Below are 25,071 nucleotides of genomic sequence, written 5' to 3'. Positions count from 1 at the left end.
GATTAAGATTGTTAAAAATAAAATAGATTTTGAATATATAAAATGGGCTTTACGGGAATTAAATTGGTTTGTACTTCCTCCTTCTTTTTTCCATTCTCAATATAAAGTATTTAAATCAATTGAGATTACTAATAATTATAGAAATTTTTTGTTTGATTATAATTATTTAGATGAGAAGATTAAAATTAGTGATTATTTAGAAGAGGAATACTTTAATCTAAATTTAGATAAAATTAATATTATGTATAATTCTGAAGAAAACTGCTTCACATTTAAAAACATAGTAAAAGATTCTTTTTTGAATTATTTATTAAATGATGAAATAACTTACGAAATAGTATTTTCTAATAAAGCAAATTTTAAGAATATATACAATTATATAAAAGAATATAATAAACCAATAGAAGAAGAAAATTGTTTTGATGATAATGATCATTACAACCGTAATGATTGGTTGAGAGATGTTTCAGGTACAAATGATTTTGAAACTATGAACGATGTATTTTGGAATTTAGATTAGAATGGAGTATCAATTAAATAGTTCTGTTAATTTTGGAAAATATAACGGAAAAAATATTAAATATATACTAGATAATGATTTTGGTTATTTGTGTTGGTGTGTTAAGGAAATAGAAGATTTTACTATTTGTGATGAAGTTGCTTTTTTAATGTTGGAAAATGCTAAAAATCTAAGCAAATCTTCTAGGATAAATCTTAAATTATTATTTGAGAATAAAGATGAAGAATCCGAAGTTCTTAATATAATCATGACTAATTATATTAAAAGCCAAATGATTAATTATAAAAGTGTAAGAAAAAATAGAAAAAGTTGGTAGGTTTTTTCAAATGATTATTTTTTTTGAGACTCACTATATATGAATAGCTTCAATATGTAAACAAATGGCAGACAACTTGTTAAATAACAATCCTAATAAAGATGAATATTTTTATACCTTGTTTGAGTCTGGAAATAAGGGTTTTGTATTAAAAGAAGAATTTGAACCTCAAAAATTTCAATATCAATTAACAGAAGATTTTTTTGATTTATCTGCTCTGGTAGGTGAAAAACTTCATAATGGTATTTCTGAAGAAAAGCTATTAGAAGAAATAGGTTATAGTTTAGTGTACGAATTAAACTCTCATAAAGAAGAAATAATATCATTTCCAGAAGGATTTTGTTCTGTACTAGGAACAAGTAAAGATAAAAGTGATAAGAATACAATGTACATAATTGTAACTTCAAAAAAAATTACTGATTTCTCAAACTTACCACGACATACTTCAAGTAGATATACAGTTTTCTTAGAAAGTATAAGGAATGATGAAGGTGAAGGGTTGTCAAATGAAATGTTTATGAATTAAAAATAAAAACTATGAAAAGAAAATTAGCATTGATATTAATAATAATCTTAAATGTTATTAGTTGTAGCGAAACTAAAAAAGAGGATTCACAAAAACATGTTGAAAAGGATGGGGTTCTATATGAAGCTAATTCTAATGAACCATTTACAGGTATTGATAAAACTTATTATGAAAATGGTCAATTAAAGTTTGAAGCTAAATTTCAAAATGGTAAGCCTAATGGAGTTGGAAAAGAATATTTTGAAAATGGAGTATTAAGATTTGAAGGAAATTTTATTGATGGTAAAGCGCAAGGTGAGCATAAAGTTTATTATGAAAATGGTAAATTAATGGTTGTGTCGAATTTAATTAATGATAAGAAAGAAGGTTTATCAAAGTATTATCTTGAATCAGGAGAATTATCTTCAGAAGTGAACTATAAAAATAATAAAGAAGATGGAATAGTAAAAGTTTATTATAAAAATGGGCAGTTAAAATATGAATCTAATTATAAAAATGGTCAACCTATTGCTATAATAAGGGAATATTACGAAAATGGTCAATTAAAAACAGAATAAGATATCATTTAATGAAATATAAAGCCACTCAATTAAAGAGTGGTTTTTTCTTTAAAATGAAATACAAATGAACAAAATATACATACCATTTAAACTAGGGATGTATTATGAAGAAATTGAGTTTGAAGTTGAGGTATTAAATGATAGAATTATTGGTTATGATAGTTATCTTTACGTAGGCAACAATTTTAAAGATATTGAAATAGAGTTTATCTTTTATTGGGATATATTAGTATGTATATTGATTAAATCAACAAAGGAAATTGAAAGATATAATACAGATGACTATTTGATAATTAAAAACTATTACATAAAATCAGATGTTAAGATTCAGAACTTGGTAGTTAATTCAATTGTGTCAATGTAGTATTTTTATAACTCCTGGTAAATAATTAGGTGTTTCTATTAGTAAACCATATTAAAGGCATACAATTAGGCATACATAAAAAATATAGATGAAGAAATCTTAGTGATAGAGAGAGATACAGAGAATATAATATAGTCCGGTCCTCGCTACTACAAAGAGAGTTTCTAACAAGAAGCTCTCTTTTTTTATGTCTTTAACTGAGAATTAAGATTGGATAAACTATTTTTGCATCATGAATTTAGAAGAATACAAAAAACAATATAAATCAGATCAAGCGGTTGGTGCAATTGCGATCGAAAATCGCTTAAAAGAAGTTTATGGGACTTTAGAGCCTCGTTTTTATTCGCCTCAAGTGATGTCTTTTCAAGGAGGTGATGATCCAATTGATGGAGTTGCGGTTTTTGATGTCAATGGTTATTATCATTTGGTGAGTTACGGAATGTCTCATTTATACTATTCTGAGGAAAGTGTAGGAGCGGATTTTAGTAAGTGGGGATTTGAGTTTTCTTTCCGTGTGAAACCTGTTAAAGATGATAATGGTGAAGATCCTTTTTGGGTGGTTCAATTAATGAATAATTTGGGACGATTCGTGAACGAAACAAAAGTTTGGTTTGATGAATACCAATTTTTACCATTAGGAGGTCCAATTCGTACAGATTCGGAAACGGACATTGTTGGTTTGGCTTTTATCAAGGATGATGATTTAGATGAAATTGATACGCCTCATGGTAAAGTGATATTTATACAAATGATTGGTTTGAATTCGGAACAATTGAAAAGATTGGAAGAGAATTCAACCAAAGAAGAAATAATGTCAGTGATAGCTGAAATAAAGTCAGTTAATCCAAAATTTGTGTGTGAATTATAGTAGAAATTTTTAAAATAAAACATATTTGCGTTAACCTATTTCTTAAATTATGTTAAATGTAAAAAACAGATTGTCAGTATTTTAAATTTGGTATTTGTTTTGATTATATCTAAGTGTTAGTAGCACTAACAGTAGAATAAATTTTTCATAGGTTAGGTTAATAATTAGTAAAACTAATTATGAAGCACTTCTTCGGAAGTGCTTTTTTAGTATATTTAAGAAGAAAAAATAAAGATGTTTAAAAATTTATTCAACCGAAATAAAAATCAATCAAATAACCAAGAAGAATCAAAAACGATGACTTTTGAAGAAATTATTAATTCAGATAAACCAGTTTTGTTAGATTTTTTTGCAACTTGGTGTGGTCCTTGTCAAATGATGGGGCCAATTTTGCAACAAGTGAAAGAAGAATTGGGAGGTGATGTCAAAATCCTAAAAGTGGATGTTGATAAATATCAAGATTTAGCTGCACGATATCAAGTGCAAGGAGTTCCGACTTTTGCTATTTTCAAAAATGGTGAATTATTATGGAAACAAAGTGGAGCAAGGCCAAAAGAACAATTGGTGGCAGAAATCAAAAAATATATTTAAAAATAGGTTTGCTTTGCAGCCAAAGTCGATTAAAAAATCCGCTCATTGAGCGGATTTTTTTGCTTATGTAAATTTACTTAAAATTAGGTTTTCTTTTCTCTACAAAAGCAGTTGTTCCTTCTTTGAAATCTTCTTCGTCAAATAAATTTCCGAAACTTTCAATTTCAACTTCAAAACCATTGTCTTTATCTGACGCATTAATTGCTCGAATCGCGTGACGAATCGCTACAGAAGAATTTTTTGAAATTTTAGTCGCAATTTCTTTTGCTCGATCAATTAATTCAGCTTGCTCAACAACTTCATTCACTAAACCAATTTCATACGCGCGTTCAGCTGTAAACATATCTGCTGTCATAATTGCCTGCATTGCACGACCTTTTCCAATTAATTTTGGCAAACGTTGCGTTCCTCCATAACCCGGAATCAAACCTAATGTAACCTCTGGTAATCCTAATTTTGCATTGGTTGATGCTATACGAAAATGAGACGCCATCGCTAATTCTAAACCACCTCCTAAAGCAAAACCATTCACTGCGGCGATTACAGGTTTTTTAGAATTTTCAATTTTATCAAAAACATTTTCTTGTCCTTTTGCAGCTAATTGTTCACCTTGACGACCATCAAAACTTGCAAATTCTTTGATATCAGCACCAGCAACGAAAGATTTTTCACCAGAACCTGTTAAAATAATTACTCGAATAGCGGGATCAGAATCTGCGTCTGTAAAAAAGTTTGAAATATCATCTAATAAATCTTTGTTCAATGCATTTAATGCTTGTGGACGATTTAAGGTAACTAATGCAATTTTATTTTCTACTTCAACAATCAGATTGTTATAATTATATTCCATTTTGTTTGTGTTTTTATTATTCACTCAAAAATATCAATTGTTCACTCAACTAAAAAATTTATCAAAAAATAATTTGTACAATTCAAAATCCTTTCTAAATTTGTCCCAATGAAAACATTATTTACAAATAACTGGTGGTGGAATATCGAACAACAAAACGTTGGTTCGTGAGACCTCTATGCAGTTATATGTAGAAAAGGCTTGTCGTAACCGACAAGCCTTTTTTTGTGCTCTAAACCTAAATATTTAACAAATGAATTTAACTTTTAACATACAGAAAGAAACTGTTTTAGCCGATTTAACAACTCCTGTTCAGCTTTATTTGAAATTGCGAGATATTTATCCGAATGCCTTATTATTAGAGAGTTCTGACTATCATTCTAAGACAGATGCTAACTCTTTTATTTGTCTAAATCCGATCGCAACTTTTAAGGTTACAAACGGAATTGTGAATGAAACGTACGCGAATGGAGAAACAAAAGAATATGCGTTGAATGGTCAAGAATTGACAGAAAAATTCAAAAAATTCACAAGTCAGTTTATGATTCAAAATGGAGAAGATTTACTTGTAAATGGTTTATTTGGATACATTGCGTGGGATGCGATTCCACATTTTGAAACAGTAAAATTTTCAGCAAAAGGAAACGAAGCAACGATTCCAGAATTTTCGTATTCGTTCTATCAAAATATTGTGGTGTTCAATCATTTTCACAATGAAATTCAATTCATCGAATTTCAAAATGATGAAATAGATTCTAAATTTTCTGAAATTAAAAGTGTTGTTCATAACAAATCAATTGTTGAATATCCATTTAATGTAGAAAGTGAAATTCAATCGAATTTAACAGATGATGAATTCAAAGAAATGGTGACAAAATGTAAACAATCTTGTTTCCGTGGAGATGTTTTCCAAATTGTTCCTTCTCGTCAATTCAAACAAAAATTTTCGGGTGACGAATTTAATGTTTACCGCATTTTACGCTCTGTAAATCCTTCGCCCTATTTGTTTTATTTCGATTACGGAAATTATAAAATCTTCGGATCTTCACCAGAAGCGCAAATTATCATTAATAATAATCATGCAGAAATTCATCCTATTGCAGGAACAGTTCGCAGAACTGGAAGTCCAACTTTGGACAAAGAATTGACCGAAAAATTAATTGCTGACCCAAAAGAAAATGAAGAGCATGTGATGTTGGTCGATTTGGCTCGCAATGATTTAAGTCGAAATTCTGCTGATGTAAAAGTCGCACAATACAAAGAAATTCAGTATTTCTCGCATGTGATTCACATGGTTTCAAAAGTAACTGCTCAATTGGATCCAAGCGTAAATACGATGAAAGTTTTTGCAGACTCTTTTCCGGCTGGAACACTTTCTGGCGCACCAAAATTCAAAGCAATGGAACTGTTAGACGGTTACGAAAATCAAAATCGTGGCGTTTATGGTGGTGGAATTGGCTATTTAGGTTTTAACGGAGATATCAATATGGCGATTGCGATTCGTACGTTCGTCAGCAAACAAAATACCTTATATTTTCAGGCTGGCGCTGGAGTTGTTTCCAAATCGGTCGAAGAAAATGAATTACAAGAAGTCAATCATAAATTAGGAGCGCTTCGTCGCTCAATAGAAATCGCTCAAAACCTATAAACTATGAAAATTTTAGTTATCGATAATTACGATTCGTTCACCTATAATTTAGTGCATTCACTAAAGAAATTCGCCGATGATATTACAGTTGTTCGTAATGATGGAATCACTTTGGAAGAAGTAAATAATTATGATAAAATATTACTTTCTCCTGGCCCAGGAATTCCTGATGAAGCCAATTTATTGAAACCAATCATCGAGAAATATGCTTCAACAAAATCTATTTTTGGCGTTTGTTTAGGTCAACAAGCAATTGGAGAAGTTTTTGGAGGGAAATTATTAAATACACAAGAAGTTTTTCACGGAGTTGAATCTAAAATTGAAGTAATAAAAGACGAAGTGTTATTCCATAATTTACCAAAAAAATTAGAAGTTGGACGTTACCATTCTTGGGTAGTTTCAAATGAAGATTTTCCTGAAGAATTAGAAATTACAGCAGTTGGTCCAAAAGGAGAAGTGATGGCTTTACGTCACAAAACGTATGATGTTCGCGGTGTTCAGTTTCATCCAGAATCTATTTTAACACCACTTGGAGATGAGATGATTAAGAATTGGTTAGAAGCTTAAAACGATGAAAAAATTATTAAATTTATTATTCGAAAATTATACTTTGAGCGAAAATGAAGCCTATCAAATTATGGTGGAAATTTCGGAAGAAAAATATTCGGCTGTCGAATTAGCTTCATTTATGACCATTTTTAATATGCGTAACATTACGTTGGAAGAATTAAAAGGATATCGTCGAGCGTTGTTAGATTTATGCATCAAAGTTAATTTACCAAAGCAAGCGATTGATGTTGTAGGAACGGGCGGTGACGGAAAAGACACTTTTAATATTTCGACATTGAGTTGTTTTGTCTTGGCTGGAGCTGGAGAGAAAATTATTAAACAAGGAAATTACGGAACGTCGTCTGTAAGCGGTTCTTCGAATATGTTGGATAATTTTGGTTACGAATTTTCTGTTAATCAAGATAAATTAAAACGTGAGTTCGAAGAAGTTGGAATTACATTTTTACATGCGCCACTCTTTCATCCGGCTTTAGCGAAAGTTGCTCCGATTAGAAAAGGTTTGGCGATAAAAACATTTTTCAATTTAATGGGGCCTTTGGTGAATCCTGTTCAACCAGAATTTCAAAATTTAGGAACATATGATGTCAAAACTGCTCGATTATATCATTATGTGATGCAAAATTCGGGCGTGAAATATTCGATTTCGACTGCGTTGGCTGGTTATGATGAAGTTTCGTTGACATCGCCTACAAAAGTGTTCAATAATTCGGGGGAATTTGTTTTAGAAAGTAAAGATTTTGGTTTAAATATTCTTCAACCTGATGAGATAAAAGGAGGAAAATCAATCGAAGAAAATTCAAAAATATTTTTGAGCGTTTTAGAAGGAAATTCAACTAAAGCACAAAAAGAAGTTGTTTTAGCAAATGCTGCTTTAGCGCTTAAAACAATTTATCCAACCAAAGATTTAATCGAATGTGTAGCAATTGCGAACGAAAGTTTAGACAGTAAAAAAGCATTGAATGTATTCCAAAAATTAATGAAACCATGAAAACGATATTAGACGAAATTGTCGCGCAAAAACGTATTGAAATTTTAGAAAAACAGAAAACTCAATCAATAGAAAGTTTTAGAAATTCAGAAAATTTTTTGCTTCCTGTTAAATCTACAAAAGCTTCAATTTTAGATAAATTAAAATCTGGAATTATTGCAGAATTTAAGCGAAAATCACCATCGAAAGGTTTTATTAACAAAGACGCAAATGTAAAAGAAGTTGTTTCCGGTTACGAAAAGTTTGGTGCTTCTGTCGTTTCTGTTTTAACAGATGAGCAATTTTTTGGCGGAAGTTTTGATGATTTAAAACAAGCAAAAGAAGTGTTGAATATTCCTGTTTTGCGTAAAGATTTTATTGTTGATGAATTTCAAGTGTACGAAACAAAAGCGATTGGTGCAGATTTGATGTTATTAATTGCAGAATGTTTAACAAAAGACGAAGTCTATAATTTAGCTAAAACTGCTAAGGGAATTGGATTAGAAGTTTTATTGGAATTACATTCAGAAGATCAATTAGAAAAGGTAAATGAATTCATTGATTTGATTGGAATTAACAATCGTAATTTGAAAAATTTCGAAGTTGATATTGAAAAATCAAAACAAATCTTGAAACAATTACCAACCGATTTAATTAAAGTTGCGGAAAGTGGAATTTCTGATCCTAAAACAGTAAAAGAATTAAGACAAGCTGGATTTCAGGCATTTTTAATTGGTGAAAATTTTATGAAAGCAGATAATCCATCTCAAGCATTTGAGCAATTTGTAAAAGAATCAAAATGAAACGTTTTCAAGTAAAGGTTTGCGGAAATAATAACATCGAAAATTTCAAAGAAATTGCAGCAGTCGAACCTGATTATGTTGGCTTTATTTTCTATCCAAAATCAAAACGATTTGTAGAAGATGAATCTGTTTTTGAAGTTTTTCCAAATGCAGAAAAAGTTGGTGTTTTCGTGAATGAATCTATTGAAAATATTCTTGAAAAAGTTGAACAATATAAATTAGATGTTGTGCAATTGCATGGTGATGAAACATCAAGATTTTGTGAAGAATTAATCAATCGAAAACATCAACGATTACTAACTGATGAAAGCTTTTTAGACTTTAAAATTTGGAAAGCTGTTGGCATAAAATCGATTGAAGATTTTCAACAATTAACCACTTATCAACAAGTTATTGATAGTTTTGTTTTCGATACAAAATCAAATAATTACGGAGGAACTGGAAAGAAATTTGATTGGCAATTGTTAACAAATTATCAGTTATCAATACCCTTTTTATTAAGTGGCGGAATAACACTTGAAGATGCATTTATCTTGAAAAATTTTCAGCATCCGAAATGTATTGGATTTGATATCAATAGTGGTTTTGAGTCAGCACCAGGAATAAAAAAAACTGACGAAGTAAAACAGTTTATCGATACAATTGATGGACGAATTGAACAAAATTAAAAAAGAAACAAAATGAAATACGAAGTTGACGAAAGAGGTTTTTATGGTGAATTTGGAGGAGCATTTATCCCAGAGTTATTACATCATAATTGTGAAGAATTATCTGAAGCTTTAGCACAATATATCGATACAGACGAATTCAAAAATGAATTTAATTTGTTATTAAAAGATTACGTTGGTCGACCAAGTCCATTGTATTTTGCACCAAATCTTTCAAAAAGATATAACACCAATATTTTATTAAAGCGTGAAGATTTGAATCATACAGGTGCACATAAAATCAATAATGCGATTGGTCAAGCTCTTTTAGCAAAACGAATGGGTAAAACCAAAATTATTGCCGAAACTGGTGCTGGACAACATGGTGTTGCAACTGCTACTGTTTGTGCGTTGATGGGATTAGAATGTATCGTTTTTATGGGAGAAATTGACATTGCTCGTCAAGCACCAAATGTTGCACGAATGAAAATGTTAGGTGCAGAAGTTATTCCAGCAACCTCAGGAAGTAAAACCTTGAAAGATGCAACAAATGAAGCGATTCGTTATTGGATCAATAATCCTGAAACTTTTTACATCATTGGTTCTGTAGTTGGTCCTCATCCTTATCCAGCAATGGTAACGAAATTCCAAGCGATTATTTCAGAAGAAATTAAAGCACAAATGAAAGAGAAATATGGGAAAGAAAATCCTGATTACGTGATTGCTTGTGTTGGTGGCGGAAGTAATGCTGCGGGAGCTTTTTATCATTTTTTAAATGATGATTCTGTCAAATTAATCGCGGTTGAAGCGGCAGGTTTGGGCGTAGAATCTGGAGAAACTGCTGCTACAACTATCAAAGGAACAGAAGGAATTATTCACGGAAGTCGAACATTATTGATGCAAGATAAAGATGGACAAATTGTTGAACCTTATTCAATTTCGGCTGGATTAGATTATCCTGGCGTTGGTCCTTTACATGCGCATTTGTTCAAAACTGGACGTGCTGAATTCTTAAATGCAACAGATGATGAAGCCTTGGAAGCTGCTTTTATGTTGACAAAAGAGGAAGGAATCATTCCTGCATTAGAATCTTCTCACGCTTTAGCTGCTTTAGAAAAAATTAATTTTAAACCGCAAGACATTGTGATTCTGAATCTTTCAGGAAGAGGAGATAAAGATTTAGAAACATATATGAAAGTTTCCGAAAAATATTCTTAAAAATATTTGGTTAATTTTCAAAAATCACCTTACATTTGCACCCACGATAATGAAATCTATCGGGGTGTAGCGTAGCCCGGTCATCGCGCCTGCTTTGGGAGCAGGAGGTCGCAGGTTCGAATCCTGCCACCCCGACAAAATTTTCATCCGAAAATAGAAAGATTTATGGTAAAAGAATGACCGAATCGGGGTGTAGCGTAGCCCGGTCATCGCGCCTGCTTTGGGAGCAGGAGGTCGCAGGTTCGAATCCTGCCACCCCGACAAAATTCAATGAATTTTTGGATCGGTCCAGTAGCTCAGCTGGATAGAGCAACTGCCTTCTAAGCAGTAGGTCTCAGGTTCGAATCCTGACTGGATCACACGTTTTATTAAAAACCAGGAGAGGTGCCAGAGCGGTAATGGAGCAGATTGCTAATCTGTCATCGGGAAACCGATGCCAGGGTTCGAGTCCCTGTCTCTCCGCATTTTTTTTGAATGACCGAATCGGGGTGTAGCGTAGCCCGGTCATCGCGCCTGCTTTGGGAGCAGGAGGTCGCAGGTTCGAATCCTGCCACCCCGACAAAAACCTTTGTATATTTGCAAAGGTTTTTTTTATACATTTATTTCATGAAATCTATCTTAGGTAATAAAGAATCTTTTGTCTCATACTCTGTCGCTTTTCTATTTATTTTAATCATGATTGGAACAGCAATGATTTATGATGATAAAGAAATTATTTTACCAGAAGTTGCTGCATTATCTGTCGGAATTTTAACGTTTCGAGAAAATAAATGGCTACAACGACCATTTCATATTTTTTTACTTCCATCCATAACCGCTATTTTAGGATTTGGAATTAATTTTTTACCAATTATATTTTCATTCAAATTAGCATTGGTATTAGTTGCGATGTTAATTGTCTTGAAAATTTTTAAAAGTCAACTTGCGCCAGCATTAGCTACGGGATTATTACCAATTGTTACAAATACAGAATCTTTTGTATTTCTATATGCGATATTTCTATTTGTCTTTTTACTTTTTCTATCAATAAAAATATTCAAACTAAAACCAACTGAAAATGCGGTTCCAATGATTTATACAAGCCATAACAGATGGTTAATCGGATTATGTGTAGTTTGGTTTACAGCTTGTTATTTTAGCGGTTTTGCACATTTCTCTGCTATTCCACCTATTATCGTAATTTCTTTTGAATCTTTAAATAATCCAACATTAAAATTAACCGTACGTCTAAAACGTATTCTTGTAATGTTCATGGCTACAATGGCTGGTTGTTTAACAATGCATTATCTTGATAATTGGTTAATCATTGGCTTGATCGATTTGATTATCGTAATGTTTATTTTGAAATTAACAGATTTACGCTTACCTCCTGCTTTTGCAATGGTTATTTTACCAATGATTTTACCTTCTGACTCGATAAAATATTTACCTGTTGCAACATTAATCATGAGTATATTTTTTATGCTATCGATTTATATTATTCAGAAAGTTGCTTATCCAAAAGCGATTGATTTCAAATAAAAAAGTCATCCAAAATTGAATGACTTTATGACTATTTTAATATGTTTCTTCGATTGATTTTACCATATTATAAATGAACTCGTTGTAAGGTGTCGGAATATTATATTGTTTTCCTAAACTGATAATTTCGCCTGCAAATTCATCCACTTCCGAATATCGTTTTGCTTCGCGATCTTGTAACATCGAAGTTTTACCAAATTCATCCACAATTTTCATCGTAGATTTCATTCGATCCACTTCTTCTTGACCAATTGCAACTCCATGTGCATTCCCAACTGCAAGAACTTCATTAGAAATCATATCCATTAAAACCTCGAGATGTTGATTGGTACGAAATTGTCCATATGGAAACTCCAACAAAAACGTCAATTGATTTCCGACAACATTTACCAAATATTTCGCCCACTGCGCTTTCTGAATATCATCCGATAATTGATTTGGAATTTCAGCAACATTCATCAATTCATGTAAATCGACTAATTTATGATGATTAATTGAATCCATTTTCCCAAAAATAATTTTTCCTATACTCGAAAACGTCACGCGATTATCAACTTTTACAGCATCCATATATGCAACTGCATTCACCACACGATCCCATCCAAAATGATCTGCCAAAACACGTTCAGAAGAAATTCCGTTCATCAAACTTACAATCATTGTGTTTTCACCAACAAAAGGCTTCATATCTTCTATCGCTTGCTGTAAATGTGAACTTTTAACGACTAAAAATATATAATCTGGATAATTATTCTCCTCGATTTTTGTGACATAATTAAAATCATACGCTTTATCATTCACAAAAATTTGCGATTTTTCGTATCGATTTTTTCGCTCCTCATCTACAATTACACTTACAATTTCTGGATTATATTCATAAAAACTCGCTGCATATTTTGCTCCTAAAGCTCCCAATCCAAGAAAATAAATTGATTTCATTTTTTTGTTATTTAGAAGATAAATTTAAAATAAAATCTACAACATTTACGAATTAAAGTCTTTGAAAAAATTTAATATTTCGGTTATAATTAGTTTTGATAAACTTTTGACAATTCTTTTGGATTGAGATACAAATAATAAATCAAATTACGCAAATCATCAAGGTTTGAGCTAGAATCTACAGCTATTTCATTCTCTTTTTGAAAATTCTTTTTCAATACATCATACAATTGATTTATTTTCTTCCAATTATCTTTTGCAGCAATTTTTTCAACAGATTTATTATTCGCAGATTTCGCTAATTGTGAGGGCATTTTCTGAATCGCTTCAAATAAAACATATAGATTGTTGACATGATTGATATAATTGTATGTTTCATTTACGGCAAAATAATTCAGAAGAGTTTTCTCTTCATCCGAAATTTTCAAGCTTGAAATTAACATCATTTCCTCACCTAACCATTCATAAGCCGACAATCCAATTTGAGAAGCATTTGACGTCACAACCATTCTTGGAATTGGTTCTGCATTTGCAATTTTATTTAAAGTAAATCCTGTTTTTTGATTCAGAATATTCAATCGATTATTTGCAGGAGCAAGACATTCAAAGCATAATCGCAATTGTATCCTAACGCAATAATCTCTTCAAATTCAGAAAAAATATCGGCAGAAGTATCGTTGTTAAAACTCTCAAAATTTTGCAAACAATTATCTTGATATTTTTCTATAAAATCATTCATAGAAGAATAATCTTTTTTATCATCATCCCAAATAAGATTAAAATTATAAGCAAAAATATTCACAAATTGCATCGTTTTACTTTGAGGATTTTCATCAACAAATTTTTGATATACTTCTACTTTAGGAGATTCTATATCGTAATCATCCATCAACGCAATTAAAAATCGTTCATTGATTGGAGTTTTAGTTCCAAATTTCTTTCCAACTGACTTTTTAAATTTCTCTTTATAATCAACAAAATATGATTTTTGATTATCATTCACCACAAAATAAACTTCGAGTTCAGAAAGAAGCCCAACTTTTTTGCCTAATTCTATATTATTATCCAACATATATTTTTCGAAAGTAGAATAATCAATTCCTTTTTCTTTCGTTTTTTCTAAGATCGTTTCATCAGGATAAACTCTCGAACCAAAAGGTAAAGAATATAAAAAAGGTCCATCTGCAAAAAGTTGAACAGAGGTAAATAATGTCAATAGAAAAGTAAAAAATAGTTTTTTCATAAGGTTGATTTTTATAAAATTAGAAATTTTAATTGAATATTTTTTCAAGTTTTAGATGATTTAACATGAATAAAAAAGCGTTACAAATCATTTTCTTAATATTAATTCAAACAAGACAATTCTTCAAATTGTTCTTTTTAAAAATAGTTTTTACATATATTTAACAAATTAATACATCACACGTGAGTCAAATAAAAAATACCGAGGAAAAAGAATTGCAAAGAGGTCTTACAAACCGACATATTCAATTGATTGCTTTAGGTGGCGCGATTGGAACTGGTTTGTTTTTAGGAATTGGACCTGCCGCTGTTTTAGCCGGCCCATCTGTTATTTTAGGTTATGCAATTGCAGGAATTATTGCGTTTTTCATTATGCGTCAATTAGGAGAAATGGTTGTTAACGAGCCTGTTTCTGGAAGTTTTAGTCATTTTGCTTATAAATATTGGGGATCTTTTGCCGGATTTGCGTCTGGTTGGAATTATTGGATTCTTTATGTTTTAGTGAGTATGTCCGAGTTGACTGCAATCGGAATTTATGTACAATTTTGGTGGCCAGAAATCCCATTATGGGCGTCAAGTTTGTTCTTTTTTATTGTAATTAATGCATTGAATTTAGGCTCTGTAAAAATGTTTGGTGAAGCTGAATTTTGGTTTTCTATCATCAAAGTAATTGCAATTATTGCAATGATTATTTTTGGGGCTTACCTTTTAATAAGCGGAACTGGAGGTGAACAAGCAACAATACAAAACCTTTGGAACAATGGAGGTTTTTTCCCTAAAGGTTGGTTATCTGGTAATAGTGAAGGTGGTTTTAGCGGATTATTTGCCGCAATGGCTCTTATTATGTTCTCTTTTGGAGGTTTAGAATTGATTGGCATCACAGCTGCTGAAGCTAAAAATCCAGAAAAAACAATTCCAAAAGCAACCAATCAAGTAATTTATAGAATTTTAATCTTCTATGTTGGAGCATTAATTATCTTATTTTCGTTAGCTCCTTGGGAAACGATTACGGATAAAAGTAGTCCTTTTGTAATGGTTTTTGAGAATTTGAATCATTTGAAACTAAATATTTTTGGTAACACAATTGATTTTTCAAGATTAATTGCCAATGCACTAAACATTATTGTTTTGACGGCTGCTTTATCAGTTTACAATAGCTCTGTTTACAGTAATAGTAGAATGTTATATGGTTTGGCAGAACAAGGAAATGCGCCTAAATTCTTAAAAAAATTAAACAAAAATCACGTCCCTGTTATGGCGATTTTAGTTTCATCTTTTTTCGCAGCAATTTGTATTTTAATTAATAAAATAATTCCAGAAGATGCATTTCATGTATTGATGTCTTTAGTGGTTTCTTCGTTGGTAATTAACTGGATTATGATTTCGATAACACATCTTAAATACCGAAAACAAAAGAATTTGGAGAATACAAAAACATTATTTCCATCTTTCTTGTATCCTATCAGTAATTATATTTGTCTAATTTTCTTATTTGGAATTTTAGTGATTATGTGGTTTACAGGACTTAAAATTTCAGTAGAATTAATTCCAGTTTGGTTGATCTTCCTTTACATCGCTTATCGAATTGTAAAAGAAAATAAAAAGACTAAGAATTCTTGATAAATTTTAATTTAAAATAGTTCATATAAAAGCTTCAAGATTACTTGAAGCTTTTTAATTTTACATCATGAAAAAAATAGTTGTTGGATTCATTTTGATGATGAGTTCTATTGTGTTTTCACAAGAAATTTATCAAGTTATAGCGCAAGAAGGATTGACAGTTAGAACAAGTCCGAATGGAAAACGAATTGGTAAAATTCCGTACGGTTATCCCGTTAAAATTTCAGAAAAAGGTGAAGCGTTTGCAATCAAAGATAATGGGAAAGCAAAAAGTGGAAACTGGGTGAAATTAGATGTTAGCTCGTCTAAATTAATTTTGGATGAAGGTGTTAGTGACTCTTCTGTTCAAGGCGATTTGTATGCGTTTAGTGGTTATTTAATTACACAACAAAATTTTGTCAATCAATTCGAAACCGAAATTTCTACACATCCAGCTTTTAGTGAATTTTATTTGGCTACAGCTTATAAATGTTTCGCAATAAAAGGCGATTTTTTTGGAGATGGCGTGGTTGATTATTTGTATAGAATGATTGATACAAAAGGAAATATCCGTTTATTTATTGTGAATAACATGAAAAAGGGAAGTCAAATTTATGGTTTGGGAGGAGCAAAAGATCCGTTCAAAATTACAAATTATGATTTCGGAACGTTGATGATGATTCCAAAAGGAACGCCACTTTATTCGAATTATAAAGATGGAGTGAAACGAAATTTAAATGGAGTTTCTAAAAATGAAATCGTAACTTTAGATTATGATGCGATTTATGTGCATCAAGATAACGCAAAAGAAGGCGGATTTATTTACCGAAAAGATGGTAAATGGAATTGGCTGAACCAAAAATAAAACTAAAATAATTATGCAAAATATAGAAGGTAAAGTAGCTTATATAACGGGGGGAACAAAAGGAATTGGATTAGGAATTGCAAAATCATTGGTAGAAAATGGTTTGAAAGTGGCAATTTCTGGACGAAACATTGATGATGTTGAAAAAGCTCGTCATTATTTAGGAAATCAAAATGTATTGGCTATTCAGTCGGATGTGAGACATTTCGAAGATGAACAAAATGCAATTGAGCAAATTATTTCTGCGTTTGGACGTTTGGATATTGTGATTGCAAATGCTGGTTTAGGAAAATTTGCGCCAGTTGATGAACTTTCTTTAGAAGATTGGAATGCGATGATTGATACTAACCTGACAGGAGTTTTTCATACAATAAAAGCGTCTGTTGAAGCACTAAAAGTTTCGAAAGGATATTATATTTCGATTGCTTCTTTGGCGGGAACAAATTTCTTTGCGAATGGAGCGGGTTACAATGCTTCGAAATTTGGCGTTGTCGGTTTTACCCAAGCAGCGATGTTAGATTTGAGAAATTATGATATCAAATGTACAACGATTATGCCTGGTTCTGTGACTTCAAACTTTAATGATCATGTGCCAAATTCGGAGGATGGATGGAAAATTCAGCCCGAAGATTTAGGACAAATGGTAGTTGATTTATTGAAAATGAATCCAAATGTTTTGCCAAGTAAAATAGAAGTTCGTCCTACGAAAACAAAATAATTTAAAGATCTCGATAAGAGATCTTTTTTTATGAAAAAAATATTTCGTAATTACCAATAGTTTACATAGTTTCGTGGAAAAATAAGAATACAATAAAGGTATTTTTTTAACGAGCACTTTTTAATGAATTTTAAAAAATCAGTCAATCATTTTCGTCGTACAATTATGCGTCGATTAACAGGAGGAATAGGTGATGGTAATTTGCCAAAGATAGACAAAGAAAAACCTCTTGAACTTAATAGAGTACTGATAAACAGACCCAATCAGCGTTTAGGAAATATTCTATTGATTACACCTTTGATTCAGGAAATTATCCGATATAATCCTGGTGTTAAAATTGACTTATTTGTAAAAGGTAAGGTTGCTCCGATTATTTTTGAGAACTATCCTCAAGTTGATCAAATTATTGAATTACCTAAAAAACCTTTCAAAGAATTGATTCAATACGCTAAAGTTTGGCTAAAAATCAAAAAAAAGAATTACGATTTAGTCATTAATGTTGATAAAAATTCATCTTCAGGACGACTTTCAACTTCTTTTGCGAATTCTAAGTATAAAATTTTTGGGAATGAATTTGAAATGAATTCGAATCAAGAAATTCATATTCATCAAGCACAATATCCAGTTTATGTGTTTAGAAAATTCTTAGAATTATTTAAAAATAAAGAAGGAAATTTAGATATTCCAACTTTAAATATTCAGTTAACAGAGCAAGAGTCTATGAAAGGAATAGAAATGTTAAATGAATTGATTCAAGATCCTTCTAAGAAAACACTTGCATTTTTTACGTATGCAACTGGTGCAAAATGTTATGATGAAGAATGGTGGACAGAATTTTACAATTTATTTTATCCAAAATATTCGCAAGAATATAATTTAATTGAAATTTTACCTGTCGAAAATATTTCGATGTTAAATCATAGATTGCCTACTTATTACAGTAAAGATGTGAGAGAAATTGCAGCGTTGATGAAAAGTTGCGAATTTGTGATTGCAGCTGATTCTGGTATGATGCATTTGAGTTGTGCTGCGCCTACAAAAACAATTGGTTTGTTTAAAGATCAAAGCTTCTTAGAGCGTTATAAACCTTATGGAGTAGGAAATGCTGTGGTCTTGATTAATAATGAAGATAAGGGGATTCTTGTTCAAGAAATGGATAAATTATTGTTTAAAAAGCTGTTTTTATTATTAAATAAAATTTATATTGATTTGATATAGAGTAAATTAACTTCTATAAAAATATTTTAATTTCGTTTGATAATTTCATAGCTTTGTCCTTTGAAATAATATAAAAATGTCAACAGAGTTTACAATTGTTATCCCAATTTATAATGAGGAAGATAACTTGATAAGATTGGAAGAAACAATGAATCAATATCTGTCAAAGTCAATAAAACAGACTGAAATTTTATTGATTAATGATGGTTCTAAAGACAAAAGTTTGGCTCTTATGAAAGAGATTTGTAGTAGAAATCAAGCTTTTCATTATATTTCTTTTGACAAAAACTATGGTTTGTCTGCTGCTATAAAAGCTGGTTTTGACACAGTGAAATCTAAATGGGTTGGTTATATCGATGCCGATTTGCAGACAGATCCTGAAGATTTCAATAAATTATTAGCGTTAGCAGATCAATTTGATTTGGTGACTGGTGTTCGTGCAGATCGCAAAGATTCTTTCGTGAAAAATATGTCATCTAAAATTGCTAATTCTATTCGTAGAGCATTTACCAATGATGGAATGGATGATACGGGCTGTCCATTAAAAGTTATAGATGCTGAAAAAGCGAAAAAAATTCCGATGTTCAAAGGATTGCACCGATTTTTACCAGCTATGATTTTATTACAAAACGGAACGGTTACTCAAGTTCCTGTCAAACATTTTCCACGTATCGCAGGCGAATCAAAATTCAATCTATGGAACCGTTTATTAGGTCCTTTAATGGATTGTTTTGCATTTGTTTGGATGAAGAAAAAATATATCAATTATAAAATTCAAGAAGAAGCATAATGCCAAATTGGGTTATCATCAGTATTGGATTTCTTGCGCAAGCACTTTTTTCGAGTCGCCTTATTTTACAATGGATTGTTTCCGAAAAGAACAAGAAAGTTCTTACACCAAAATTATTTTGGGAAGTTAGCTTGTTTGCCTCTGTTTTGCTATTTTTATATGGTTATTTGCGTCATGATTTTTCAATTATGTTGGGACAAACATTGACGTACTATATCTATATCAGAAATATTCAACTTCAAAATCATTGGAAAGAATTTCCGAAAATAGTACGTATTTTTTTGTATATTTTTCCTGCATTTATTGTTTTATATGGTTTCAATAACGGAATTTTTGATGTAGATTTATTATTCAAAAACGATAAAATTCCGATGTGGCTTTTATCTTTAGGAGTCGTATCTCAGGTACTTTTTACATTTCGTTTCGTCTATCAATGGATTTATTCCGAACGAAAACACGAATCGCAATTACCAATGGGATTTTGGGTCATTAGTTTAACAGGATCATTGTTGATTTTAATTTACGCGATTATTCGAAAAGATCCCGTTTTATTTGTTGGTCATTTTATGGGATTTATCGTTTATGCTCGAAATATATTAATCAAACGAAAAGAGAAAAATGGTTCAGTGGATTAAGCAAAATTCAGTTTTATTTTTAATCATCGTAACAATTTTGATGTTGTTTGTTAATCTTGGCGTTTTACAAACCAACATTATGGAGGCTCGAAACATTATTTCGGCGCGAGAAATGGTACACGATGGAAATTGGATTTTTACCACGCTTAACGGTTTGCCTCGTTATGAAAAGCCACCTTTACCAACTTGGATTACAGCTGTTTTTGGAAGTTTTTTTGGTTTCGAAAACTTTTTTTGGCTACGCATTCCAGTTGTTCTAATTACCATTTTATTAGTCGTTTGGTTCTATAAAACATTAAAGCATTTCGATTTAACAAAACAACAAGTTGTTAATTCTTCATTGGTTTTAATCACTTCATTTTACGTGTTTTTCTCAGGGAGAGATAACAATTGGGACATGTACACGCATAGTTTTGTGATGGGAGCAATATTGTTTTTGGTGAAAGAATTTCAATCATCAAAATTTAATTTATTCAACTTTATTGCTGCATTTTTCTTGTTAGCTTGTTCGATAATGAGCAAAGGTCCAGTTTCGTTGTATGCGCTATTTTTACCGTTTTTAATTGCTTATTTTATTGTTTATAGATACAAATTAGGAAGAAATTTAGGAATCACAATTTTAACGATAATATTAGGTTGCGTTGTAGGATTTGCATGGATGATGTATGTGAAATATTTTGATCCAGAACATTTTTTAGCGGCTTCTCAAAAGGAAGTAAACAATTGGCATAGCTATAATACTCGCCCAATTTATTATTATTGGAGTTTCTTTACGCAATCTGGTTTATGGACAATTCCGGCTTTGGTAAGTTTGATTTATCCCTATCTAAAGAATAAAGTTGCAAACAAAAAAGCCTATCAATTTGCTTGGTTATGGACGATTTTATCGGTGGTTTTATTATCTGTAATTCCAGAAAAAAAATCAAGATATTTATTACCAGTTTTAATTCCTTTAGCGATGAATATTGGCTTTTATATCGAATATTTACGATTAGAATTCAAAAATTTATCAAATATAACTGAACGATATTTTACCAATTTTGCGTTTGGTTTATACGGAATAATAGGAATCGCAATTTCAGTTGGTGTTTTTATTTACACAAAAGATCGTTTGTCAGAATTTTTAGTTTGGTCGATTCCTTTTGCTATTGTTGGATTAATTTTAGGAATCTCAATTTTTAAAGGATTAAAGGTAAAATCATTCGAACAGATATTTTACTTAACTATTTTATTGATGTGCTCAGTTGTTGCGTTTGGATTTCCACTTTCCAAATTAACTTTTTCCGAAGAGTTATATTCTTCTGCCAAAAATCTAAAAAAATTAGAACAACATAATCAAATTAAAACATACGAATGGCAAAGTTTTGTTCCTGAAATAGTGTTGGATTATGGGACTTCAATTCCTGCAATTAACGATGGAAAGAAAACTATCTTTCCGAAAGAAGAGAAATTTGGAATGTTAGCAAGTCCGTCAGATTCTACTTTTTTTGCAGATCATTTCAATAATTATTCAATCAAAAAAATTGGTGTGGTTGATTTGAATCATTCTTCAAAAAATCAAAAAAATTATAACGATCGTATCCAAAGAAACTATTATTTGATTCAAAAAAAGTGATTAAATTTCGAGTAAAATTTTTAGCTTAAATTTTCGTTATTCTAATAAAATCTTTTGCAGTTTCGGATTCTATTTTTTCTATGTTTTTGGTTAGTGAACAGTTTTGTTTTTGCTCAACATTTTGGGTGGAAAAATCCTAATTTTAGACAAGATTCTGTTCAACTTTCTGATACGATAAAGCTGCAAAATAAAGGAATTTTGTCAGAAAAATTTCAAATTTTAGATTCAATAGGAAATCCAATTTCAAAAGAATTTTATACGATAAATTTTGAACGAAACGAGGTTTATTTCAATTCTTCAATCGCCAAACAAATGGTGAAAATTCAGTATTTTGTTAATCCAAAATTAGCCGAATCTGTTTTTTATGCCAAAAATCCGAATATCATTGTTAATGATGCAAAACCAGTTGATATTTTTCATCGAATAGAACCGAATTCAAAACAAGCGAACAAAGATGTTTTTGATGGTTTGAATAGTAAAGGTTCGATGGTTCGTGGAATTCGTTTCGGGAATAATCAAAGTGCGTCTGTGCAATCTTCGTTGGATTTGGAATTGTCAGGAAAATTATCGGATGATATTACAGTAAATGCGGCGATTGCGGATAATAATGTGCCAATAGAATCGGATGGATACACGCAAAATCTGCAAGAATTTGATAAAGTTTACATCGAATTAGCCAGTAAAAATTCGAAAATTAGAGCTGGACATATTGATATTAATACCAATCAAGAACGAGATTTTTTCAATCCATTTAATCAAAAAGTAACAGGTTTACAATTGTCAACTCAGTTAAAAAGCGAAAAATCGTCGACCAATATTTTTGCTTCTGGAAGCATTACACGAGGTGAATTTATGCGTGTTAATTTTGTTGGACAAGACGGAAATCAAGGTCCTTACAGGCTTTCTGGAAAGAATAATGAATTGTATGTGATTATTATTTCGGGAAGTGAAAAAGTATATATTGATGGTGTTTTGTTGGAGCGTGGCGAGCAAAATGATTATGTAATTAATTACAATACAGGAGAAATTTCTTTCACTTCAAACCGATTGATTACCGCAAATACGCGTATTAATGTGGAGTATTTGTACAATTCTCGAAATTATTCACAAGTTTTACTTTATGGTGGAGCTGAATACGAATCGGAACGATTGAAATTGTCAGGTTTTTTCTTTTCTCAAGGAGATTCGAAGAATAATTCACTTGGAAATGATTTGACAGATGCTGAAAAGCAAATTTTGGCAAATGCAGGGAATGATCCAGATAAAATGTACACCATTTCTGCAGAGAAAACGACGTATGATTCGAATAAAATCTTGTATCGAAAAGTAAATCAAAATGGATTAGATATTTTTGAATATTCGACGGATCCAAACGATGAATTGTATCAAGTGGCTTTCACGTATGTTGGCGCTAATCAAGGAAATTATCGACAAATAAATGCGAATCAAAATGGGAAAGTCTTTCAATATAACGAAGCAATTGCTGGAGTTTTACAAGGTGATTATGAACCAATAAAGCAATTAATTTCGCCTAAAAAGTTGCAGATTTATACGTTGAATGGACAATATCAATTGAGAAATAATGGAAATGTTGGTTTTAATTTAGGTTTGAGTAATTATGATCAAAATTTATTTTCATCGATTGATGATCAAAACAATTCTGGTTTAGCAACTCGTGTTTATGGTGAAAAAACATTTTCTTTCAAAAATTGGAAAATTACACCTTATGCGGAATGGAATTTTATTAATAAAAATTATAAAAGTGCAGAGCGTTTACGAGCTGTTGAATTTGCACGAGATTTTAATTTGGAACAAGAATTAAGTGGCGTAAATCAGAATTTTATCACAGCAAAAATCAATTCATCTTGGAAAGAAAAATTTAATGCACAATATAAATTCGATTATCTTGAAAATACTGGTTTGTACAAAGGTTTGAGAAATCAACTTGATGCAAATTATAAAACTGAAAAAGACGAAATCGTTGCGCAAGCAAATATTTTATCAACAAAAGCAACGCTTCAAAATACCAATTTTGCGCGTTATATGGTAGATGGAAAACGAAAAATTGGAAATAAATTTTGGGTTGGAGCGAGAGTTTGGGGCGAGAATAATGACATGGATGATTTGACAAAAAATCAAAAATCAGATTTAAGTTTTAAATGGAATGAATTTCAGTTGAAAGGAGGTTTTGCAGATTCGCTTGGTCATAAAATCGATTTGACGGTTTATCAACGTCAAGACGATTCGGTTCGTTTAGGGACTTGGCAAAATATTCAACAAAGTAAAGGAGCTATTTTTAATTCAACATTAATACAAAAACAAAATCATCAATTAAATTTAAATTTCCATTATCGACGAGTTAATTATCAATTTTTAGATGCGCCGAACGAAGATTTTATGACAGGAAGCGTAAAATGGTACAAAGCTTTTTTCAATCAAGGTTTACAATTAAATGTAGATTATGAAGTGGGAAGCGGTGTGGAACCGCAGCGTGAATTTCAGTATGTAAAAGTTTCGGATGGAATGGGAATTTACAAATGGACGGATTATAATGACGATGGAATTGAGCAAATAGATGAGTTTGAAGTGGCAGAATTTATTGATCAGGCAAATTATATTCGCGTGTATACGAATACAATCGAGTATTTGAAAACGAATAAAAATCAATTCAATTTTACGTTTCGTTTTCGCCCAAAACAAGTTTTTAATACCGAAAATGAATTTTGGAATCGTTGGATGTTTCAACAAAATATCTCGGCAAGTAATTCGTTACGCAAAGAACGAACGACTTTGGAATGGAATCCTTTTACGAATTCGGCTCAAATTTTAGGCAAAACAAGAAGTATTCGTTCATCGATTTTCTTCAATCAAGGAACACAATATAAATGGTCGTCGAATTTTATTTACAATCAACAACAATCCCAAACGTATGTTTACACAGGTTCTGAATACCGTGATTCAGACAGTTATTTGTTGCAAGCGCGTTATAAGATTTTGCAAGATCTAATCGCAAGTTTCGATACTGAATATATGGTGATTAACAGCGATTCTGAATTATTTTTGAGTAGACGATATAAGTTAAATAATCTTCGTTTATCACCAAAAATTACGTATCAAACAGAAAAAAATCTTGTTGCGTCGTTGTTTTATAATTATCAAAATAAGAAGAATGTTTCGGGTGAAGAGCAATTAAATCAGTCGGATTTGGGAACAGAAATTCAATGGAACGGTTCGGATAAAATGAGTTTGTTGGGAAGTTTTAGTTTTATCAACAATAAATTTATCGGAAACCAAGAATCTGTTGTTGGAAATCAAATGATGGAAGGTTTGCGCGCTGGAAATAATTTTGTTTGGCAGTTGCAAATCCAACGGCAAATCACAAGTTTTTTGCAATTGAATATTTCGTATGATGGACGAAAAACCGAAGAAAATAAGCCAATACATACGGGAAGTGTGCAAGTGCAAGCGAGGTTTTAAATAA

At 31.1% G+C, this 25,071-nt stretch carries 26 protein-coding genes and 5 tRNA genes; 27 read left to right on the top strand and 4 right to left on the bottom strand.

Going from position 1 to position 25,071, the window contains the following annotated elements:
- From N5E64_RS08940 to trxA, 7 genes are all read left to right on the top strand, one after another.
- Window positions 1-520, top strand: a 520-nt coding sequence (locus N5E64_RS08940) for a hypothetical protein (RefSeq protein WP_280037150.1), incomplete at its 5' end; no start/stop codon positions are given.
- 1 nt (window position 521) lies between these two features.
- Complete coding sequence (locus tag N5E64_RS08935) at window positions 522-836, top strand: hypothetical protein (RefSeq protein ID WP_280037148.1); 315 nt, start codon at window positions 522-524, stop codon at window positions 834-836.
- A 64-nt stretch (window positions 837-900) separates the two neighbouring features.
- Window positions 901-1,362, top strand: coding sequence for a hypothetical protein (locus tag N5E64_RS08930; RefSeq protein WP_280037147.1), 462 nt, complete (start codon window positions 901-903; stop codon window positions 1,360-1,362).
- Between the two features lie 11 nt (window positions 1,363-1,373).
- Window positions 1,374-1,919, top strand: coding sequence for a toxin-antitoxin system YwqK family antitoxin (locus N5E64_RS08925; protein ID WP_280037145.1), 546 nt, complete (start codon window positions 1,374-1,376; stop codon window positions 1,917-1,919).
- Between the two features lie 67 nt (window positions 1,920-1,986).
- Entirely contained in the window at window positions 1,987-2,286 is a 300-nt protein-coding gene (locus N5E64_RS08920; protein ID WP_280037144.1) for a hypothetical protein, read from the top strand.
- A gap of 232 nt (window positions 2,287-2,518) precedes the next feature.
- On the top strand, window positions 2,519-3,154 hold the full coding sequence (locus N5E64_RS08915) for a suppressor of fused domain protein (RefSeq protein ID WP_280037142.1): 636 nt from the start codon (window positions 2,519-2,521) through the stop codon (window positions 3,152-3,154).
- Window positions 3,155-3,388: 234 nt separating this feature from the next.
- A complete protein-coding gene (gene trxA, locus N5E64_RS08910; protein ID WP_219033921.1) occupies window positions 3,389-3,745 on the top strand; it encodes a thioredoxin in 357 nt (118 codons plus the stop codon).
- Window positions 3,746-3,818: 73 nt separating this feature from the next.
- Here the strand turns inward: trxA and N5E64_RS08905 are convergent, their stop codons facing one another.
- On the bottom strand, window positions 3,819-4,595 hold the full coding sequence (locus tag N5E64_RS08905) for an enoyl-CoA hydratase/isomerase family protein (RefSeq protein ID WP_125349950.1): 777 nt from the start codon (window positions 4,593-4,595) through the stop codon (window positions 3,819-3,821).
- A 253-nt stretch (window positions 4,596-4,848) separates the two neighbouring features.
- On the opposite strand from N5E64_RS08905, the gene N5E64_RS08900 reads away from it, so the two are divergent.
- From N5E64_RS08900 to N5E64_RS08845, 12 genes are all read left to right on the top strand, one after another.
- Complete coding sequence (locus N5E64_RS08900) at window positions 4,849-6,243, top strand: anthranilate synthase component I family protein (protein WP_125349949.1); 1,395 nt, start codon at window positions 4,849-4,851, stop codon at window positions 6,241-6,243.
- Between the two features lie 3 nt (window positions 6,244-6,246).
- Window positions 6,247-6,810, top strand: a complete 564-nt coding sequence (locus tag N5E64_RS08895) for an aminodeoxychorismate/anthranilate synthase component II (protein WP_280037140.1) — start codon at window positions 6,247-6,249, stop codon at window positions 6,808-6,810.
- Window positions 6,811-6,814: 4 nt separating this feature from the next.
- Window positions 6,815-7,801, top strand: coding sequence for an anthranilate phosphoribosyltransferase (gene trpD, locus N5E64_RS08890; RefSeq protein WP_125349947.1), 987 nt, complete (start codon window positions 6,815-6,817; stop codon window positions 7,799-7,801).
- Complete coding sequence (gene trpC / locus N5E64_RS08885) at window positions 7,798-8,583, top strand: indole-3-glycerol phosphate synthase TrpC (RefSeq protein ID WP_125349946.1); 786 nt, start codon at window positions 7,798-7,800, stop codon at window positions 8,581-8,583. Before trpD ends, trpC begins: the two co-directional genes overlap by 4 nt.
- Window positions 8,580-9,251, top strand: coding sequence for a phosphoribosylanthranilate isomerase (locus N5E64_RS08880; protein ID WP_280037139.1), 672 nt, complete (start codon window positions 8,580-8,582; stop codon window positions 9,249-9,251). The genes trpC and N5E64_RS08880 overlap by 4 nt, the downstream gene beginning before the upstream one ends.
- A gap of 12 nt (window positions 9,252-9,263) precedes the next feature.
- Entirely contained in the window at window positions 9,264-10,448 is a 1,185-nt protein-coding gene (trpB, locus tag N5E64_RS08875) for a tryptophan synthase subunit beta (RefSeq protein WP_125349944.1), read from the top strand.
- 60 nt (window positions 10,449-10,508) lie between these two features.
- Window positions 10,509-10,583, top strand: a tRNA-Pro gene (locus N5E64_RS08870).
- Window positions 10,584-10,634: 51 nt separating this feature from the next.
- Window positions 10,635-10,709 (top strand) — tRNA-Pro (locus N5E64_RS08865).
- Window positions 10,710-10,733: 24 nt separating this feature from the next.
- Window positions 10,734-10,807, top strand: a tRNA-Arg gene (locus N5E64_RS08860).
- Window positions 10,808-10,826: 19 nt separating this feature from the next.
- A tRNA-Ser gene (locus N5E64_RS08855) sits at window positions 10,827-10,910 on the top strand.
- Between the two features lie 22 nt (window positions 10,911-10,932).
- Window positions 10,933-11,007, top strand: a tRNA-Pro gene (locus N5E64_RS08850).
- A gap of 47 nt (window positions 11,008-11,054) precedes the next feature.
- On the top strand, window positions 11,055-11,969 hold the full coding sequence (locus N5E64_RS08845; protein ID WP_280037136.1) for a hypothetical protein: 915 nt from the start codon (window positions 11,055-11,057) through the stop codon (window positions 11,967-11,969).
- Between the two features lie 36 nt (window positions 11,970-12,005).
- Here N5E64_RS08845 and N5E64_RS08840 read toward each other — a convergent pair whose 3' ends face one another.
- The 3 genes from N5E64_RS08840 to N5E64_RS08830 all read right to left on the bottom strand — a co-directional run bounded on the left by N5E64_RS08840 (window position 12,006) and on the right by N5E64_RS08830 (window position 14,151).
- Window positions 12,006-12,908: a ketopantoate reductase family protein gene (locus tag N5E64_RS08840; protein ID WP_280037134.1), complete on the bottom strand. Its 903-nt coding sequence runs from the start codon at window positions 12,906-12,908 to the stop codon at window positions 12,006-12,008.
- A gap of 89 nt (window positions 12,909-12,997) precedes the next feature.
- The gene (locus N5E64_RS08835) at window positions 12,998-13,486 is read right to left on the bottom strand and encodes a hypothetical protein (RefSeq protein WP_221855472.1); all 489 of its coding nucleotides are present in this window, start codon (window positions 13,484-13,486) and stop codon (window positions 12,998-13,000) included.
- Window positions 13,483-14,151: a hypothetical protein gene (locus N5E64_RS08830; protein WP_221855474.1), complete on the bottom strand. Its 669-nt coding sequence runs from the start codon at window positions 14,149-14,151 to the stop codon at window positions 13,483-13,485. Before N5E64_RS08830 ends, N5E64_RS08835 begins: the two co-directional genes overlap by 4 nt.
- Window positions 14,152-14,342: 191 nt before the next feature.
- Here N5E64_RS08830 and N5E64_RS08825 point away from each other — a divergent pair, with 191 nt between their 5' ends.
- The 8 genes from N5E64_RS08825 (at window position 14,343) to N5E64_RS08790 (ending at window position 25,067) form a co-directional block, all read left to right on the top strand.
- On the top strand, window positions 14,343-15,770 hold the full coding sequence (locus N5E64_RS08825; RefSeq protein WP_280037151.1) for an amino acid permease: 1,428 nt from the start codon (window positions 14,343-14,345) through the stop codon (window positions 15,768-15,770).
- Between the two features lie 67 nt (window positions 15,771-15,837).
- A complete protein-coding gene (locus tag N5E64_RS08820) occupies window positions 15,838-16,614 on the top strand; it encodes a hypothetical protein (protein ID WP_280037130.1) in 777 nt (258 codons plus the stop codon).
- Window positions 16,615-16,627: 13 nt separating this feature from the next.
- A complete protein-coding gene (locus N5E64_RS08815; RefSeq protein ID WP_038330800.1) occupies window positions 16,628-17,332 on the top strand; it encodes an SDR family oxidoreductase in 705 nt (234 codons plus the stop codon).
- A gap of 123 nt (window positions 17,333-17,455) precedes the next feature.
- A complete protein-coding gene (locus N5E64_RS08810; protein WP_280037129.1) occupies window positions 17,456-18,550 on the top strand; it encodes a glycosyltransferase family 9 protein in 1,095 nt (364 codons plus the stop codon).
- A 76-nt stretch (window positions 18,551-18,626) separates the two neighbouring features.
- Entirely contained in the window at window positions 18,627-19,340 is a 714-nt protein-coding gene (locus tag N5E64_RS08805) for a glycosyltransferase family 2 protein (protein ID WP_280037127.1), read from the top strand.
- The gene (locus N5E64_RS08800) at window positions 19,340-19,975 is read left to right on the top strand and encodes a lipid-A-disaccharide synthase N-terminal domain-containing protein (RefSeq protein ID WP_125349995.1); all 636 of its coding nucleotides are present in this window, start codon (window positions 19,340-19,342) and stop codon (window positions 19,973-19,975) included. The genes N5E64_RS08805 and N5E64_RS08800 overlap by 1 nt, the downstream gene beginning before the upstream one ends.
- Window positions 19,959-21,590 carry a hypothetical protein gene (locus N5E64_RS08795; protein WP_280037125.1) on the top strand — a complete coding sequence of 544 codons (1,632 nt, stop codon included), beginning with the start codon at window positions 19,959-19,961 and terminating at the stop codon, window positions 21,588-21,590. The genes N5E64_RS08800 and N5E64_RS08795 overlap by 17 nt, the downstream gene beginning before the upstream one ends.
- A gap of 93 nt (window positions 21,591-21,683) precedes the next feature.
- Entirely contained in the window at window positions 21,684-25,067 is a 3,384-nt protein-coding gene (locus N5E64_RS08790; RefSeq protein ID WP_280037123.1) for a hypothetical protein, read from the top strand.
- The last annotated feature ends 4 nt before the right edge of the window (window positions 25,068-25,071 follow it).

The organism is Empedobacter sp. GD03739, from assembly GCF_029843245.1.
GTDB lineage: Bacteria > Bacteroidota > Bacteroidia > Flavobacteriales > Weeksellaceae > Empedobacter > Empedobacter falsenii_B.
Note: the sequence above shows the minus strand (reverse complement) of the source record. Positions and strands in the feature narration are given on the sequence as shown.

Bases quoted from the DNA above. Each gene is read 5' to 3' on its own strand.
- N5E64_RS08935 (WP_280037148.1), top strand. From the start codon at position 522: ATGGAGTATCAATTAAATAGTTCTGTTAATTTTGGAAAATATAACGGA.
- N5E64_RS08930 (WP_280037147.1), top strand. From the start codon at position 901: ATGGCAGACAACTTGTTAAATAACAATCCTAATAAAGATGAATATTTT.
- N5E64_RS08925 (WP_280037145.1), top strand. From the start codon at position 1,374: ATGAAAAGAAAATTAGCATTGATATTAATAATAATCTTAAATGTTATT.
- N5E64_RS08920 (WP_280037144.1), top strand. From the start codon at position 1,987: ATGAACAAAATATACATACCATTTAAACTAGGGATGTATTATGAAGAA.
- N5E64_RS08915 (WP_280037142.1), top strand. From the start codon at position 2,519: ATGAATTTAGAAGAATACAAAAAACAATATAAATCAGATCAAGCGGTT.
- trxA (WP_219033921.1), top strand. From the start codon at position 3,389: ATGTTTAAAAATTTATTCAACCGAAATAAAAATCAATCAAATAACCAA.
- N5E64_RS08905 (WP_125349950.1), bottom strand. From the start codon at position 4,595: ATGGAATATAATTATAACAATCTGATTGTTGAAGTAGAAAATAAAATT.
- N5E64_RS08900 (WP_125349949.1), top strand. From the start codon at position 4,849: ATGAATTTAACTTTTAACATACAGAAAGAAACTGTTTTAGCCGATTTA.
- N5E64_RS08895 (WP_280037140.1), top strand. From the start codon at position 6,247: ATGAAAATTTTAGTTATCGATAATTACGATTCGTTCACCTATAATTTA.
- trpD (WP_125349947.1), top strand. From the start codon at position 6,815: ATGAAAAAATTATTAAATTTATTATTCGAAAATTATACTTTGAGCGAA.
- trpC (WP_125349946.1), top strand. From the start codon at position 7,798: ATGAAAACGATATTAGACGAAATTGTCGCGCAAAAACGTATTGAAATT.
- N5E64_RS08880 (WP_280037139.1), top strand. From the start codon at position 8,580: ATGAAACGTTTTCAAGTAAAGGTTTGCGGAAATAATAACATCGAAAAT.
- trpB (WP_125349944.1), top strand. From the start codon at position 9,264: ATGAAATACGAAGTTGACGAAAGAGGTTTTTATGGTGAATTTGGAGGA.
- N5E64_RS08845 (WP_280037136.1), top strand. From the start codon at position 11,055: ATGAAATCTATCTTAGGTAATAAAGAATCTTTTGTCTCATACTCTGTC.
- N5E64_RS08840 (WP_280037134.1), bottom strand. From the start codon at position 12,908: ATGAAATCAATTTATTTTCTTGGATTGGGAGCTTTAGGAGCAAAATAT.
- N5E64_RS08830 (WP_221855474.1), bottom strand. From the start codon at position 14,151: ATGAAAAAACTATTTTTTACTTTTCTATTGACATTATTTACCTCTGTT.
- N5E64_RS08820 (WP_280037130.1), top strand. From the start codon at position 15,838: ATGAAAAAAATAGTTGTTGGATTCATTTTGATGATGAGTTCTATTGTG.
- N5E64_RS08815 (WP_038330800.1), top strand. From the start codon at position 16,628: ATGCAAAATATAGAAGGTAAAGTAGCTTATATAACGGGGGGAACAAAA.
- N5E64_RS08810 (WP_280037129.1), top strand. From the start codon at position 17,456: ATGAATTTTAAAAAATCAGTCAATCATTTTCGTCGTACAATTATGCGT.
- N5E64_RS08805 (WP_280037127.1), top strand. From the start codon at position 18,627: ATGTCAACAGAGTTTACAATTGTTATCCCAATTTATAATGAGGAAGAT.
- N5E64_RS08800 (WP_125349995.1), top strand. From the start codon at position 19,340: ATGCCAAATTGGGTTATCATCAGTATTGGATTTCTTGCGCAAGCACTT.
- N5E64_RS08795 (WP_280037125.1), top strand. From the start codon at position 19,959: ATGGTTCAGTGGATTAAGCAAAATTCAGTTTTATTTTTAATCATCGTA.